This window comes from Ralstonia sp. VS2407 (assembly GCF_052950655.1).
In genome coordinates, this window is sequence record NZ_JBRFVG010000008.1 from 211,901 (window position 1) to 227,607 (window position 15,707).

The 15,707-nt window shown below is 63.1% G+C and carries 12 protein-coding genes; 2 read left to right on the forward strand and 10 right to left on the reverse strand.

Going from position 1 to position 15,707, the window contains the following annotated elements; all coding sequences use genetic code 11:
* Window positions 1-22: 22 nt before the first annotated feature.
* The 10 genes from ACU8YE_RS15525 to ACU8YE_RS15570 all read right to left on the reverse strand — a co-directional run bounded on the left by ACU8YE_RS15525 (window position 23) and on the right by ACU8YE_RS15570 (window position 11,461).
* A complete protein-coding gene (locus ACU8YE_RS15525; RefSeq protein ID WP_446929094.1) occupies window positions 23-1,150 on the reverse strand; it encodes an acyltransferase family protein in 1,128 nt (375 codons plus the stop codon).
* Window positions 1,151-1,239: 89 nt separating this feature from the next.
* Entirely contained in the window at window positions 1,240-2,523 is a 1,284-nt protein-coding gene (locus ACU8YE_RS15530; protein WP_446929095.1) for an RNA polymerase sigma factor, read from the reverse strand.
* 21 nt (window positions 2,524-2,544) lie between these two features.
* Complete coding sequence (locus ACU8YE_RS15535; protein ID WP_232039232.1) at window positions 2,545-2,976, reverse strand: YciI family protein; 432 nt, start codon at window positions 2,974-2,976, stop codon at window positions 2,545-2,547.
* Window positions 2,977-3,134: 158 nt separating this feature from the next.
* Entirely contained in the window at window positions 3,135-4,034 is a 900-nt protein-coding gene (locus ACU8YE_RS15540; RefSeq protein WP_446929096.1) for a hypothetical protein, read from the reverse strand.
* Window positions 4,035-4,243: 209 nt separating this feature from the next.
* Window positions 4,244-4,897 carry a GntR family transcriptional regulator gene (locus ACU8YE_RS15545; RefSeq protein WP_024979306.1) on the reverse strand — a complete coding sequence of 218 codons (654 nt, stop codon included), beginning with the start codon at window positions 4,895-4,897 and terminating at the stop codon, window positions 4,244-4,246.
* A 226-nt stretch (window positions 4,898-5,123) separates the two neighbouring features.
* Entirely contained in the window at window positions 5,124-6,332 is a 1,209-nt protein-coding gene (locus tag ACU8YE_RS15550) for a porin (protein WP_024979305.1), read from the reverse strand.
* Window positions 6,333-6,391: 59 nt separating this feature from the next.
* A complete protein-coding gene (locus ACU8YE_RS15555; protein WP_232039234.1) occupies window positions 6,392-7,744 on the reverse strand; it encodes a TRAP transporter large permease in 1,353 nt (450 codons plus the stop codon).
* 6 nt (window positions 7,745-7,750) lie between these two features.
* A complete protein-coding gene (locus ACU8YE_RS15560) occupies window positions 7,751-8,239 on the reverse strand; it encodes a TRAP transporter small permease (RefSeq protein WP_232039235.1) in 489 nt (162 codons plus the stop codon).
* 134 nt (window positions 8,240-8,373) lie between these two features.
* Window positions 8,374-9,366 carry a TRAP transporter substrate-binding protein gene (locus ACU8YE_RS15565; RefSeq protein WP_232039236.1) on the reverse strand — a complete coding sequence of 331 codons (993 nt, stop codon included), beginning with the start codon at window positions 9,364-9,366 and terminating at the stop codon, window positions 8,374-8,376.
* Window positions 9,367-9,445: 79 nt separating this feature from the next.
* Window positions 9,446-11,461, reverse strand: a complete 2,016-nt coding sequence (locus ACU8YE_RS15570; protein WP_433868203.1) for a glycosyl hydrolase family 28 protein — start codon at window positions 11,459-11,461, stop codon at window positions 9,446-9,448.
* A 674-nt stretch (window positions 11,462-12,135) separates the two neighbouring features.
* Here ACU8YE_RS15570 and ACU8YE_RS15575 point away from each other — a divergent pair.
* Together ACU8YE_RS15575 and ACU8YE_RS15580 are read left to right on the forward strand one after the other, a co-directional pair.
* Window positions 12,136-14,427 carry a LamG-like jellyroll fold domain-containing protein gene (locus ACU8YE_RS15575; RefSeq protein WP_322018505.1) on the forward strand — a complete coding sequence of 764 codons (2,292 nt, stop codon included), beginning with the start codon at window positions 12,136-12,138 and terminating at the stop codon, window positions 14,425-14,427.
* Between the two features lie 208 nt (window positions 14,428-14,635).
* Complete coding sequence (locus ACU8YE_RS15580; RefSeq protein ID WP_316871626.1) at window positions 14,636-15,610, forward strand: MerR family transcriptional regulator; 975 nt, start codon at window positions 14,636-14,638, stop codon at window positions 15,608-15,610.
* Window positions 15,611-15,707 lie beyond the last annotated feature (97 nt).

Below are 15,707 nucleotides of genomic sequence, written 5' to 3' on the forward strand. Positions count from 1 at the left end.
GGTGGTGCGGAGGCGTCGCAGCTCAAGATTCTTGTTGGCCCAGGCGCATACGCGAGGCGTGTCGACGGTTGCGCATCCAGTCGACGGCGCGCCGGCCCAGGGCGATGGACGGTCGCTCGACATAGCGATGCAGCAGCATGGCCAACACCAGCGTGAACGCAAGGTTGACGGCAAACAGCATCAACTGCGTGCCGATCCATTCCGGCGCCAGCCTGCCTACCAGTCGGTGCGTGGCTTCGATCACGCTCGGGTGCACGAGGTAGAGCGCGTATGACAGCTCACCCAGCCAAACGGCGACGCGCGGCACGCGAAGCGCGCCGCAGTGCTCCATGGCCACCATGCCGATCAGCAAAGCGCCTGCGGGCAGCCCGCGGGCGAGCAGATCGAACTTGGGAACAGGGCCAACGACCGATATCACGAACGTCGCCACGCCCACCGCCATCAGTACCCGCGCGAAGGCCGGGGTGAGACGATGCCGATGCGCTGAATACAGCCACGCCAGCCCCGCGCCCAGCAGAAACTCCAGCACAAGCGGGTTGGCTGCCATGGCCTGCAGCGGTGTGGCCCAGTCGTACAGTGCTTCCGGGTTGCGCTGCACGGCCCCGCTATGCCAGAACGGCACGATGATCGTGGTCGTGAATAGCGCCAGCGTCACCAGCCCCAGCGCACGCCGGCCGAACAGCGCAAGCCCCACCGCGCACAGCCCATAGAAGAACACCTCGTAGTTGAGCGACCAGCCTACATACAGTGCCGGATACCCGAAGTACGGTGCATCCACATTGGCCTGCGGCACAAACGCGAGCGACGTGAGCAAAACGCCCGCCGACACCGGGTTGAGCCACGTGGAATGCAGCACCGACATCAACCAGTAAGGCGGCGCCAGCCTGAATGCACGCTTGACGAGAAATTCGCCGGCCGGCTCAGGCCCCTTCGGGCCAAGAATGGCGACCCACGCAATGATGAAACCGCTGATGACGAAGAACACATCCACCCCTACATGACCGCGCTTGATCACATGTGTGGTCAACCACGCAAGGGCAGGGATGTCGGTGTGGGCCAGGGCCAGCCCGGAGTGGAACACCACCACATACAGCGCGGCAAAGCCCCGCAGCGCCTGAATGCTGAGAAGGGAAGACGGAGAACGGTTCACGCAGGATGGACGGCCGCAGCGCAATCAAGGTTCCGCGGCGGTCGTGTTGTCGACAAGCCAATCTGCGTAGCAAGCAGCGTGCCGCGGTGTTACTCCGAGGACGCGCACTGGGCTGCGCGCTCCAGCAAAAGCGCGCGTTCCTGCCGATTGTGTGCGAGTGCAGCAGCGCGCTCGTACTCCGCGCGGGCTTCCTCCATGCGGTTGAGGCGCGCAAGAAAATCGGCGCGTACGCTGGGCAGCAGGTGATAGCTGCGCAACGCCGGTTCGGCGAGCAGCGTATCGACGATGTCGAGGCCGGCTTGCGGCCCATACGCCATGGCTACAGCAACGGCACGGTTGAGTTCGACGACGGGCGAGGGCGAGAGCTGGGCGAGCGCGTCGTACAGCGCGGCAATGCGTGTCCAGTCGGTTTGTTCGGCAGTGCGCGCGCTTGCATGGCATGCCGCAATGGCCGCTTGCAGCCCATAAGGGCCAAGCCCGCGCCCGCAGGCTTCGGCTTGTGCCAGCGCCGCAAAGCCACGCTGGATAAGCAGGTAATCCCAACGGCTGCGGTCCTGCTCCATCAGGAGGATGGGCTGGCCGCCGGGGCCCACGCGTGCACGCAGGCGCGAGGCCTGAAGCTCCATCAGCGCAAGCAGGCCAAGCACTTCCGGCTCGCCCGGCATGAGCCCCGCCAGGATGCGGCCCAGGCGCTGCGCCTCTTCACACAGCGTGGGGCGCGTCCAGTCGTCACCGGCGGTAGCGGCATAGCCTTCGTTGAAGACGAGATAGATCACCTGCAGCACGGCCGAAAGCCGCTCGGGCAACGCTTCGGGCTCGGGCAGCTCGAACGGCACGTGTGCTGCAGAGAGCGTCTTCTTGGCGCGCACAATGCGCTGCGCCACCGTGGGTTCCGGCACCAGAAAGGCGCGGGCGATCTCGTGTGTGGTCAGCCCGCCAAGCAGTCGTAGTGTGAGCGCCACGCGGGCTTCGTGCGGCAGCACCGGATGGCAAGAGATGAAGACCAGCCGCAGCAGATCGTCGCCGATGGCCGCTTCGCGCGCTGTTTCGGCATCGGCCTCGGCTAGCTCCTGTTCGATCCCAAGCTCGATGGCAAGCAGCGCATGTTTTTGCTCCGCCAGCGTGTGATGGCGCAGCCGGTCAATGGCGCGGTGTTTGGCGGTGGCAGTAAGCCAGGCGGCCGGATTGTCGGGGATACCGGACGCAGGCCACTGCTCCAGCGCCGCGACCAGCGCATCCTGCGCCAGTTCTTCGGCCAGCCCCACGTCGCGCAACAGGCGTGCAAGCCCGGCAATGATCCTGGCCGATTCGATGCGCCACACCGCATCGATGGTGCGGTGGATGGCGAGTGCATCGGGCGTCGAACCGGCCATGACGGTGCCGCTTATTGCTGCTTATTGCTGCCTGGCCGCCAATTCTGCGCGCAGGCGGTCTTCGCGCTCGCGGGCTTCGGGTGTGAACTCCGCGCCAAAATCTTCCGCTTCAAACACGCGCCGGATTTCCAGCCGCACGTTGCCGCCGGCATCCAGTGCGGGCCAGCGCTTGACCCACTCCAGTGCTTCTTCTTCCGACTTGACCTGCAACATGGTGTAGCCGGCGATCAGCTCCTTCGCTTCGGCAAACGGGCCATCGATCACGGTCGGCTTGCCATGCTTGAATTCCACGCGTGCGCCGCGCGAGCTGGGATGCAGCCCTTCGCCGCCCAGCAGCACGCCTGCCTTGGCCAGGTCTTCCATGTACTTGCCCATGGCGGTGAGCAGTTCTTCGCTTGGCATGACGGCGGCTTCGGTGTCTTTGTCGGCCAGACGCAGAATCATGAATCGCATGGTGCTTCTCCTTCGGTTCGATTGGGTTGGAGGCGACGCATGATGTTCGCGCCTCTACTTGCACGTCGAATGAAGGGTGGGCGGAATCGACAGACCTGGCAAGCGAAAATGTAACAATATGTAACGGTTGCGATGCCTGACGAGCGCGCCACTGCCGTTCAACGGCATTTGACCTCGTAGTCGACAACGTGCGGCGGGTCGTCCTCCCCCGCGGTGGTCACGGTCAGCTTGCCTGCGGGGCTGGTGTAGCTGAAGTCGCAGTAGGCGAGGCCGGTGCCCGCACAGTTTTCGGTTTCCACCAGGCCCTGCTTGACCAGGGCGCTCTGGCGCGGCTCACCGTTGGGGCCGCCCCGTACCGGTTTCCAGCCCTTGGCGGCAAGTGCCTTGCGGGCCTTGTCGATCGGCATGCCATAGATTGTCGGCACCTTGGCGCGGCCATGGCAGACGGCATCTTCGTCGGCAATTTTTCCCAGGCGCACCGTGCCATCAGCGTCGACACGCAAGTCACCAACCGGCGACACAACCATGTCGCCGTCCCACACGCGCACGGCGCCGCCTTCGAGCGCGGTGAGGGTGCCGATGGCGGTGTCTTCTGCGGATTTACCGTAGGCCAGCGCGACGAGCTTGTCGTTGTCGAACACGGCCACGTTGCCTTGCGTGATGTTGCAGGTTGCGCTGGTACCGGCTTCCAGGCGGCCCGCAAAACTGATGGCGCGATACATGCCGGAAGATGCCGAGCCAAGCGGCACATCGGCCATCACCGCCCAGCCCAGTGCCGCCACCTGCCTGGCTGCTGCCGATGCCGGCTTCATGACGGCCTGGGGGCAGTCATCGCGGTCGCTCTTGCTGCCATTGGCCTTGGGCAGCACGTTCAGCGCCTTGATGCGGATGTCCTTTACATCGGAGGCCACCCGCAGGGCGTTCGTTTGCGCTAACGCGGGCAACGAGAGTGCCAGGCTGAGTGCCAATACGGCACTGCGCAAGGTGCTCGGCAAAGGATTCACGGAAGTGGAATTCGGCATGGAGTGGCGTTGCATGGGAGCGAGTCGGTCCGACATGATCCACTGCGCATGTGAATCGAGGATTAACAGCGAGCCAAGGTCGAACGAAAGGTGAATTCGGCAGATCGATTCGGGAATGTAAATTCCCGATGTTCCACGCGTCGGCGCCGAAGCCGCTCACGGTGGTGCAGGCTGGCGAAGGCCGTGCATCGACATGGTTGACCAAGCGGCCGCCCAGCCCGAAGCGGCCACTCGCCCGAACCTGCCTAGATGGTGAAGTACTCCGGACGCAGCCGACGGGTAATTTCCAGCACCGGCAGCACGTGATCCAGGTGCTCACGCATGGCGCGCACGGCGCGTTTCGGATTGTTGGAGGCGAGGGCGTCGATCACCGCGCGGTGCTCGGCCAGGACTTCAGTCATGCGGCCCTCGAGCGGGAGCGTCAGCAGCCGGTAGCGGTCGATCTGCGTTTTGACTTCCAGGATGATCTGCCAGACGCCGGGGTAGCCGGACAGCTCGGCCAGCGTGGCGTGAAAGGCTTCGTCGGTGCGGAAGAAGCCGCGCCGGTTGCTCTCGCGCACGCATTGCGCTTGCCGTTCGAGCACGACGTTCAGCTTGTGGATGCCTTCGGGCGTCATGCGCTCGGCAGCCTTCTCGATGATGGCGACTTCCAGCGCGCCACGCACGAGCATGGCTTCTTCCAGCGTGTTGAGCGGAATGCGCGACACGAACGTCCCGACGCGGGCCTGGACATCGATCAGCCCTTCCTCGGCCAACCGCTGGACGGCCTCATGAACGGGGGTACGGCTGGTGCCAAATTCTTCTGCGAGATCCTTCTCGACGATGCGCGTTCCGGGTAGCAGTTCCATCTCGACAATCCGCTCACGCAGCTTCAGATACACGCGTCGGGCGGCGGTCATGGTGGCCTCGTCCTCAGGGGGCGAGGGGAAAGGGCGCGAAGTCATACAGCTCGCAACGAGTTCGGGAGGAAGTGGAAGGGATCGCAACGGCGCGGCCTGAGGTGTCGATGCGGTCAGAGACCAAGGGCAGCGCGGGCACCATGATAGCGGCAAACTCCGCGCACTTGAACTGAGGTGAACCCGGTCACAGCGTCCGGGCGGACGCCGTGACGGGCGTTCAAACCGGTCAGAACCGGTGAATCATGCCGACAGCCACGGTAAGTTGCGACCCGGTTGCCGAGGGCGCGCCGTTCTGGCCATCGCCGATGGACGCCGTGGCATCGATGATGCCCCCCGTGGGGGAGATCGTCTTACCCTTGGCTTTCTGATACGCCTCCAGCAGGTACAGGCCCGTGCGCTTGGAGAAGCTGTAGTACTGCGACAGGTTGAACTGGTGATATGTCGCCGCGTCCGCAATGCCGTTGGCCTTAGTGGCGCGCGTGTACGAATAGCCGGCCGCCAGGTCAAGCGTCGGGGTGGCCTTGTAGTGCAGGACGGCGCCGCCGGTGTTGAAAATCGCCTCGCTGGCGAACTTGGAGTTCACGCCGGGGATGTACTGCACGTTGGAGTACGACACCGACACGTCCCATGCCGGCGAGAACGTGTACGAACCGAGCACGGCAAAGCGCTGTTGCGCCGCCGCCAGTTGGTAGCCCGCGTTGATGGCGGACACGGCCGGCTGGCTGCCGTTGTTGGACAGCGCCGAGTTCGCGCCCCAGGCACCGCCGCCCACCGTCGAGTTGTTCACGCGCATGAAACCGGCACCCACGCCGACCGGGCCATTGGCATAGCGCGCGGCAAAGCTCCAGGTCGAACCGTTGCCCACGCTGCCCGGCGTTTCGCCCATGCCGTAGGAGCCGCTGAAGGTCACGCCGCCCAGTGTGGGCGAGGTATAGACCACGGAGTTGTTGACGCGGTAGTTGGTGTCGAGCGAGTCGATATCGCCCGGGTGCGCACCGTAGAAGCCGGTCAGCCAGTTGATCGGGCTGTACGGGGCCAGGATCGAGAAGTACGCCGTGTACTGGCGGCCCAGCGTAACGGTGCCCAGCTCGCGGTTGGCCAGACCGACGAAGGCCTGGCGGTTGAACATCAGCCCCGAGACCGATTGCGAGCCCGTGTCGCCATTGAAGCCTTCTTCAAGCACGAACTGCGCACTGTTGCCACCGCCCAGGTCTTCGTTGCCCTTGAAGCCGAAGCGGCTGCCCGACCAGATGCCGCTGTTCTGCTTGACGACCGAATGGCCGTTCGATGTGGAGCCGACCGAGGTCTGGTTGCTCTGATACCCGACCGACACGTCGATGTTGCCGTACAGCGTGACGCTGCTTTGCGCGTACGCCGATCCGGCGATTCCCCCCGTGAGTGCGATCGCTGCCGCGATGGCGACTTGGCTCTTCATGATGACTCCTTCCTTGATGTCGCAGCCGTGGCTGCATGTTGGTTATTGGTTGGGTTGCTTCAGTACACCGGGTGCCCGTTGATCACGCTCGGCAGCCAGGTCGAGAAGAACGGCATGTACGTGACCACGTTGATGGCGGTGAAGATGGCGAGGTAGTAGGGCCAGGCGATCTTGGTGGTCTCGCCGATGGAGACTTCGCCGATGGCGCAGCCGACAAACTGCACCGAGCCGATGGGCGGATGCACCAGCCCCAGCGAGCAGTTGAGCAGCAGCATGATCCCGAACTGCACGGGGCCGACGCCGCAATGCATGGCCATGGGCAGGAACAACGGCGTGGTGATCAGTATGTGCGCCGCCATGTCGACGAACGTGCCCAGGAACACCTGCAGGATGTTGATGTAGAGCAGCATCAGCCACGGTGCGGCGCTGGTCTGGGTGAGCATCTGCTCGATGGCGTCCGGGATCTCCAGGTAGGCCATCTGGAAGCGCAGCATGTTCGACACGGCAATCAGCAGCAGCACCACGCCGGTAGTCTTGGCGGCGTGGGCCAGCGCACGGCGAAACTTGGCCCACGTCATGGAGCGATAGACGAGCACCGTCAGGCACAGCGAATAGGCGACTGCGATGGCGGCGGCTTCGGTGGCGGTGGCAATGCCCATGGCCACGCACACCAGGATCAGCGCGATCACCATCAGGCCCGGAACTGCGCCCACAAAGGCACGTGCCACGGCAAACCAGCCGGGGAAAGGCGGCAGCTCGGTCGAGCCGTCGGCCCGGCGCGGGAAACCGTAGCGCTTGGCTTGCCAGTAGGCGGCAATCAGCACGAAGCCCATGACCCACAGCACCGGCAGCAGCCCCGAGAACAGCAGGTCGCCAATCGACACGCCGCTCACCTGCTGGCCGTTGAGCGAGCCCACAATGCCCTGCGCCGCAAAGGCGTAGATGATCATGTTGGTGGAAGTCGGCATGAGCGCGCCGGCCAGCGAGGCATGCGTGGTCACGTTGACGGCGTAGGCGGCGCTGTAGCCTTCGCGCTTCATCAGCGGAATCACCACGCCACCCATGGCCGACGTGTCGGCGGTGGGCGAGCCCGAGACGCCGCCGAACAGCGTGCAGGCCACCACGTTGGCCATGCCCAGGCCACCGCGGAAGTGCCCCACCAGGGATTGCGCGAAGCGCAGGATGCGGTCTGCAATGCCGCCGTGCAGCATCAGCTCGCCCGACAGGATGAAGAACGGCACGGCCAGGAACGAGAACGCGTTCATGCCCGAGATCATCGACTGCATGGCGGTGGCCGCCGGCAGACCCTCGTGCAGATACGTCAGCACGCATGACAGGCCGAGCGCGAACGAAACCGGTACGCCCAGCAGAAGAAACGCCAGAAAACTGACGGAGAGAATGGCGAGATCCATGGTGACTTAACTTGCGTCTTGCGCGAACAGCCCGATCAGGCGTTCGAGAGCGAACAGGGCGATGGCGACACTCGCCACGATAGGAATCCAATAGCGGACGGCTTCCGGCAGGCCGAGGATGGGGATGCGGTCACCGAACGTGGTTTCGGCCATGTCGAAGCAGCCGATGAAGATCACCACGGCAAAGGCGATCAGACAGAGCTTCTGCAGCACGTGCGCGGCGCGCTTGCCGCCGGCGGGCAGGCGTTCGACAAAGGAATCCAGGCCGATATGGCCGCCTTCGCGCACCTTAAGCGCGGCCCCGAACATGGCAATGGCCACCACCATGAGCAGGGCGATGGGTTCAACAAAATCCGGCGCGTTGTTGAAGACGTAGCGCATGATCACGCCGTAGAAGACAAGCACGGTCAGCGTGGCCAGGCATGACGCCGCCACAAGCGTGAGCACGAGCGCAAACGCATCGTTGATGCGTTTGAGTAAAGACATCGATTGCATGCTGAACCTGGAGGGGAGCGCGGTATCGGAGGTGGGCAGGCGGGGCCGGTGTACCAACGGCATACATCGGGGGCCTGCCCGGCGTGGGGCCTGCGGGAAAGTCGCAGGCCCCGCGCTTGAGCGGTGATGCAGGCTTACTTGGTGGCAACGATTGCGTTGACGATGTCCTTCATCTGCGGCGTGGTCTCGTACTTCGTCCAGATCGGCTGCATGGCCTTGACGAAGGCGGCACGGTCAACCTGCGAAGCCGGCACGATCGTGGCGTTGCCCTTGGTCACGGTTGCCGTGGCCGCCTGCTCGCGCGCGGTCCAGAGCTTGACGTAGTACGGCACGGAGTCGGCAGCAGCCTTGCGGATTGCGGCTTGCTCCTGCGGCGTCAGCGTGTCCCAGATTTTCTTGGAGAAGACGAGCACTTCCGGCGTCATCGCATGCTGCGTTTCGGAGTAGATCTGCGCGACTTCAAAGTGCTTGGTTTCTTCATACGACGGGATGTTGTTTTCCGCCGCATCCACCAGGCCCGTCTTCAGGCCGGTGTAGACCTCGCTGAACGGCATCGGCGTGGGTGTGCCGCCCATGGCCTTGATCTCGTCGACCATCAGGTCCGACGGCTGCACGCGGATCTTCACGCCCTTCATGTCGGCCGGCGTGTGGATGGCCTTCTTGGCATAGATCGAGCGCGCGCCGCTCTCATAGAACGTCAGGGCGACAAAGCCCTTGGCGGCAAACGCATCGAGGATCTTCTGGCCGACCGGGCCGTACATCACCTTGCGGAAATGGTCGATGTCGCGGAACAGGAAGGGCAGCGAGGGGATCACCGATTCCGGGACGATCTCGTTGAAGGCCGCGCCATTGGCGCGCACCATGTCGATGGCGCCGATGCGCACTTGGTCGATGGTGTCTTTCTCCGAGCCCAGCGCGCTGTTGCCGAACACCTTGACGGAGTCCTTGCCGTCAGTGGCCTTTTTGATCTCCTCACCCATGAACTTGACGGCCATGTTGGTGGGGTAGGTATCGCCGTGCACGTCGGCAACACGGAAAGTGCGCGCTTGCGCAGCGCCGCTTGCAAAGGCGGCCAGCAGTGCGGCGAACAGCAGGGAGGTACGAGCGATTGCGGTAGGGCGTTTCATGATGGATGTGTGGGCAGCAGGGTCGGAATAAAAAGGCGCTGGCCAGCAGAACCAGCCAAGCGCGAAGGAGGCGGGTTGCTCAGCGGGCGTCGGTTACGGTGGTGTTGAAAGTCTGTCCACCGATCACGACGTTCTGCAGCGTGATGTCGTGCACGTTGTAGGCGTAGATCGGCCCCGGCGTAGTGGCGCTTGCCGGGCCTGCCGCCGTGGGCGTGCCGAAGTTGCAATTTGAGATCGTCACGCCAGTGATGGGCGGAACGGTGGGCACAGGCAGCGCGCCGTTGTAGTCGAACGCCACGGGGCCCTGCGCAACGATGGCCTGGAAGCACGAGCCCGTCAGGCCGCCGGTGGTGACGTTGCCGGCGGTTACGTTGGAGATGTTCACGTTCTGCACCAGTGCCGGCCGCGTACGAATGGCATCGGCTGCAGGCTGGTAATCGCAGTCGAACGTGATCAGGCCGCCTTGCGAAGCTGACGGGTTTGCTGCGGCCGCCGTCACCACGCCCAGCGGCACCGTGCTGTTGATCGGGCTGCCTGCCAGCATCTTGCTGCCGTAACCGGCACCGGTGAGGTTCACGCCGTTGGGCAGGCTGACGTTGGTGACATAGAAATTCTTCACGAACCCGCCACGGTTCATGTTCGTCTTGATGCGGATGGCGATGTTCAGCGAGTTTGTCGCCCAGAACTGGTTGAGCATCGCCAGGTTGCGCGCATAGATGTTTTGCACGCCGCCGCCCATTTCGCTGCCCAGCGTGATGCCGCCGTGGCCGCTGTTCATCGTGCAGTTCTGGATGACGTGGTCTTGCGCCGGGCCGTAGCCGGTGTCGAGGTTCTTGCCCGACTTGATGGCGATGCAGTCGTCGCCGGTGTTGAACGTGACGTTTTCGCACAGCACGTTGCTGCAGGCGTCGGGATCGAAGCCGTCGTTGTTGGGCCCGATGCTGTCGACCGTTACGCCACGGATGACCACGTTCGTGCAGTGCACCGGATGGTGCTGCCAGAACGGCGTGTTGACCGTGCGGTAGTTCTCCATCAGCACGTTGGTGCAGCCGATGAACTCCACCATGCTGGGGCGCAAGTAGTGACCGAGCCCGAAGATGCGCTTCTCAACCGGCACGCCGGCTTCGGACAGCGCGGGCAGATAGTTCTGGTCTTGCTGCCAGGGCGTTGCCGGATTGGTGAGCAGCGTATACAGCGCGCTCGGAATACCCGGCACCGCGGTCTGCAAGTCGACGTTGTTCGGGTTGCTGTAAGCCTGCGACGGCGTACTGGAGCTGGCGCAGCCATAGGCGCCGTTGGTGCCCTTGAAAGTCCACCAGCACGTGCTGGTGTTGCCCGTGCCGGCAAACGGTGTCATGGCCTGGCCGTTGAGCACCGAGGTCGCCCCTTCGCCCGTCAGCGCGATGTTGCTGGCGTTGCGTGCGTAGATGGGCGAGCCGTAATTCAGGCAATCGTCGGCCTGCCAACGGCTGTAGTAGAGCTTGCCGTTGGTGCCGCAATCGATCGGGCCATCCTTGGCGTAGTCGGCCGGATTGGCGCTGAAATAGATCGTGCAGTTGGCGCTGAGGTGAAAGTTGACGTTGCTCTGCAGCACGATCGGCCCGGCGCAATACCACGTGCCCGACGGCACCACCACGCGCCCGCCACCGGCTGCGTTGCATGCTGCAATGGCTGCCAGGAATGCCGGGCGCGAATCGAATGCGCCGGGCGCCTGCGTTGCGCCGGCGCCTGAACTGACGGGCGACTTGGTCGGATCGGTGTAGGGGCTTGTTTGTGCGACAACGCTGCACGGCTGCGCGCCATACGCTTCGACCTGGAAATCAACTGCCGGGAACGCACTCTGCGCCACGCCCTTCAGCGACGAAATGATGGTGGTGGCCAAGCCGTTCGTGCCCCAGATCGGGTCCGCTTGCACAGGTGCGGTGGGCGTGGTGGCGACCGGTGCTGCGGCGTCGTCGGAGCTGCCGCCACAGGCGCTCACCAGCGCGCCCCCGACCACGGCACCGCTGTAACTCAGAAAGGCACGTCGCGACGGACTGTGCGGGGCGCGGGCATCAGATGCCTGCCGCCGCCGGTTACGGAAGGGCGCTGTCATTGGGTCTCCTCGTCGGTTTTTTGTCTGACGTGTCGACCCGGCAGGAGGCTGCTGAATCCGGGCACGTCTTTTGATATATCAGAATTTATTGATTGATATATTAGAGGTCAAGGGCGGGTTTTCCCGATCCCCACCAGCGGGGTACGGAGGGCGACGACAACTAGGTAACCCGCTCGGTGCGGCGTCGCATTGGGCTCGATGGCAACGTCTGCAGACATGCCCGGGGCGACAACGGATCGTCCATCTGCCACCCGCTGTAGGTGCTGCTGCGGGCCGGGGCAGCGCATGGCAGCGCGGTATTGGCCCTCCCCGCACAGCATCAAACAGGCGCTCTGTTTCGGGGTATCGAATTGCGATTTGATCCAATCGCGATTGAATGTGTACGACTTAAAGAAACGCCCCTGTCACACATCATTCCTACCATGCGAGTGCCAATCGATGTGACCGATTCATTTCATGAATCGCAGGCAATAAAAAGAGCATCGAACGCATTCGCAATCTGAGGATTTTTGAGAATGTTGTTTCTCGGGGACTCAGTGCGGTTGATCTGTGTCGATGAGAATTGCGGCTTTTCAGGCATCACTTCATTTCCCTTCGAGCGTTGGACCAACCCTGCGAATTGCGGCGGCAATCGCTTTGCCTTCTGGGTAGCCTAAAACGTAACGGAGAGAACCATGTCAATGAAAAGTGGGGCCGATCAACAGCAGCTGACGCTGGATGATCTGGCCGCTGTTCCTGAGCTGAAGCGCCGGCAATTGCTGCGCATGATGCTGGCTTCGACGGCGGTCGGACTGTCGGGCGTGCTGAGCGGGTGCGGTGGCGGCGATTCGCCGGACGCCTCAACGGGTTCAACGGGCACCCCGCCAAGTGCGGGCGATCCGGGCACCGGAACGACGACACCAAAGCTGGTGTCGTCATTCACGCTGGCGGCCTTGCCGGATACGCAATTTTATCCGCGCTATGCATCTGCAAAAATGGGCGGGTTGTATCAAAAGAATTATCCGACCATCAATCCGCAATTCGACAATCCATTCAAGGCGCAGACGCAATGGATTGCCCAAAATGCAAAAGCGCTGAAACTGGCTTTTACCACGCACCTTGGCGATATTGTCGACCAGTCCTGGTATTACACGTCTGAAGGTTCGGCGCCATGGAGTGCAAGCACAGATCTGCTGAGCAATAGCCAACTCACCAACGGCACGGTGACCAAAGAATGGGAGCTGGCGAGCCAGGCGATGCAGGTGCTGGAAAAGGCCAACTGCAATTATTCGATCTGCGCGGGCAACCACGACGTTGGCGCCATCGGCTCGTCGATGCAATGGGGGCCTGACTGGGGCGTTGGCGTCTCGGGCTTTGACAACACCGATGGGTACCAAGATGGCGGCAGCCACCGGCAAGGGTTGGTGGAGCCATATCTGAAGGTGTTTCCGACCGCGCGTGCACAACGGCAGTCAACCTTCGGCGGCCGCCATGGCTCGGGCTTTCACGAGTACCACGTCTTCAACGCGGAAGGGAATCAGTTCCTGGTGTTGTCGATGTCGTGGCGCGCTTCGGACGATGCGATTGCGTGGGCCAACTGGGTCATCGCAAAGAACCCCGGCATTCCGGTCATCCTGATTTGCCACCAGCTTGCGGGCATTGGCCCGGACGCTGTTACGGCAGCCGATACGGCGTATTCGAATTACCTGTGGGACAAGCTGATCAAGAATAACGACCAGATTTTCATGGCCGTATCTGGTCACTACCACGGGTCGTGCAAGATGACGAAAAAGAACGCGGCCGGCAACGACGTCATCTTCATGGTCGTCGATTATCAGATGGCGTATATGGGCGGCAATGGCCTGATGCGCTTGTACGAATTCGATCTGACGAACAACAAGATCGTCGCCAGTTCGTTCTCGCCGTGGGTGCCTGTCAAGCCGGAAGCGAGCCTGAATCAGTTCGATTCGGCATGGTTGACGGCGGATAACCAGAACTTCTCGATCGACATCGATTTTGCCAAGCGCTTTGCCGGCTTCAATCCCGCCTTCAAGGCGGCAGCCGGCTCGGTGTCGGGCAGCCTGTCGGACGTCGCCAAGGGGCTGATCCTCGCGAACTATCACAACCCGCCGCAGGAAGCGGGCAAGCCGGCGTCCGGCCCGAACGACTACCCGGTGGTACCGAACACGCTGGCGCACTGGCGCTTCTACAACACGGCCGCTGCCGAAGGCGAGGCGCTGTCGCCGTACCAACCGGGCTTCCAGATCAAGGACGCCTCCGTGCCGGGCGATGCCACTGCGGGCGCGAATCCCATTTCGCTCAACACGTGGATGGGTGGTCAGCCCGGCGACCTGGTGTGGTCGAAGGATCATCACCCGTTGTCTTCCGCTCCGGGCAGCCTGCAGTTCAAGAACGCCAGCCAGACGAGGTCTTCGTATTTCACGACAGCCCCGAATTCGCCCTTGAATGTGCAAACGTTTGCCAACGGCTACACCATCGAGGCGTTCGTGAAGATCGACTCGGCCTGGACCGCGCAGAACAACGCGTGGATGGGCATTCTCTACCGGCTTGGCGCGCGCAGCGCAGCCACTGGCGTGTCATGGCCGGGCGATGTCGACCAGGGCGACACAATGGCGATGTTCGCGTTTTCCAACCTGATGGAGTTCCAGTGGGAGGTCATCCCGACCGATAACACCGAGAACCTGGCGTGCTGGTCGGGCGGTGTCTCGGCAGGGCAATGGCTGCACGTTGCCATCGTCAACGATGGAAAGGGCAGCACGACGATGTACGTGGAAGGCGCGCCCATTCTGCGCAACAACAGCGGGATGGACGGCATCCGCTACGTGGCGAGCAACCAGCAGATGGCAATCGGTTGCGCGCAGTACGGTGGCAGCATGGGCAATGGTTTCTTCGGCAGTCTCGGGGAGATGCGGATTGTCGGCGCCCCGCTGCAACCAACTCAGTGGTTGACGGCACGCGCTTCGTAACGTGAGGGCGGCTCCCGCCGAAGCGGTTTGGCGGGAGCGCGGCTGGAGCCCGCAGGTGTGGCGGCTCCGCGACCTGTTCGTCCACACCGGAATAGCGATTCAATTCCGACTCAAGTGTGCGCAAGACACGCGTTTTGCGCTTCATTTCATTGACGATGTCGGCGGCACAGCGTTTCATGTCAGCAAAGCAGCTTGCATGGAGACGCACGTGCCACACGAAGACAACGCAGCGCCGATGTACCGAAGCGGAACGGCCGCCCGCATGGCCAAGATGCCTGTATCCACGCTCCGTGTGTGGGAGCAGCGCTATGGCGTGATTTCGCCCACCAAATCACAGTCCGGCCAGCGGTTGTACTCGAGCGAGGACGTCAAGCGCCTTGCCCTTCTGCGCTCGCTCGTCAACCAGGGGCACGCGATCGGCGCCATTGCGCATGCAGACAGCACCGAGCTCCAGCAGTTGCTGGACGCCTCGCTCGCTGCTGAAGCACCGGCGCTCGCGCCGGCCACCGCCGCAATTTCGCTTTCCGTCTGTGGCACGTTGCTGGCGGAGCGCGTCCGGCGCAGAAAAAGCACGCTGGTGTCGCTTGGGATCGAGCCCGTCATCGAATTGCCCGCGCTGGACGCCGAGGCCCAGCTTGAGTCACCGCCAAGCACAGATGCGTTGATCGCCGAAGCCGCGTCCCTGCATCCGGAAACGGCGGAAGCCTTATTGGCGCTGGCGCGGCGGTGCGGTGCCAGCGCCGTCGGGGTGATCTACAGCTTCGGCACGGTGCGCGCCACCGACATGCTGCGCGCGGCCGGCGTGCGGCTGTATCGGGAGCCCAATGCGCACGGTGAGCTTGACCAGGTTCTGCAAGAACTGGCGCAGCTCGTGCGCGTGGACGCGGTCTACGGAAAGCTCGAACCGTTGCGACGCAATGCGCGCAGGTTCACAGACCGGCAGTTGGAGATCTTTGCCAACGCCTCGCAGACGCTGGCCTGCGAGTGCCCGCGGCACCTTGTCGGGCTGATTCGCCAGCTCGATGCATTCGAGCGTTTCAGCGATGGCTGTGCGGTGCGGTCTTCGCTTGATGAACAACTGCACCGCTATCTCGGGGATGTCGCCAACCGCGCCCGGTTGATGCTCGAAGACGCCATGGAATTCGCAATCCGGGCGGAATCGCTGCATCCACCAGCAGGTTAGCCACGTATATACCGTATGCGTCCCATCCGCCTCGCTCGGGAGCTTGCCTGAGGCGGCATGGGCAGCGACAGCACCGCCGAATTTTCGGAGCAACTTC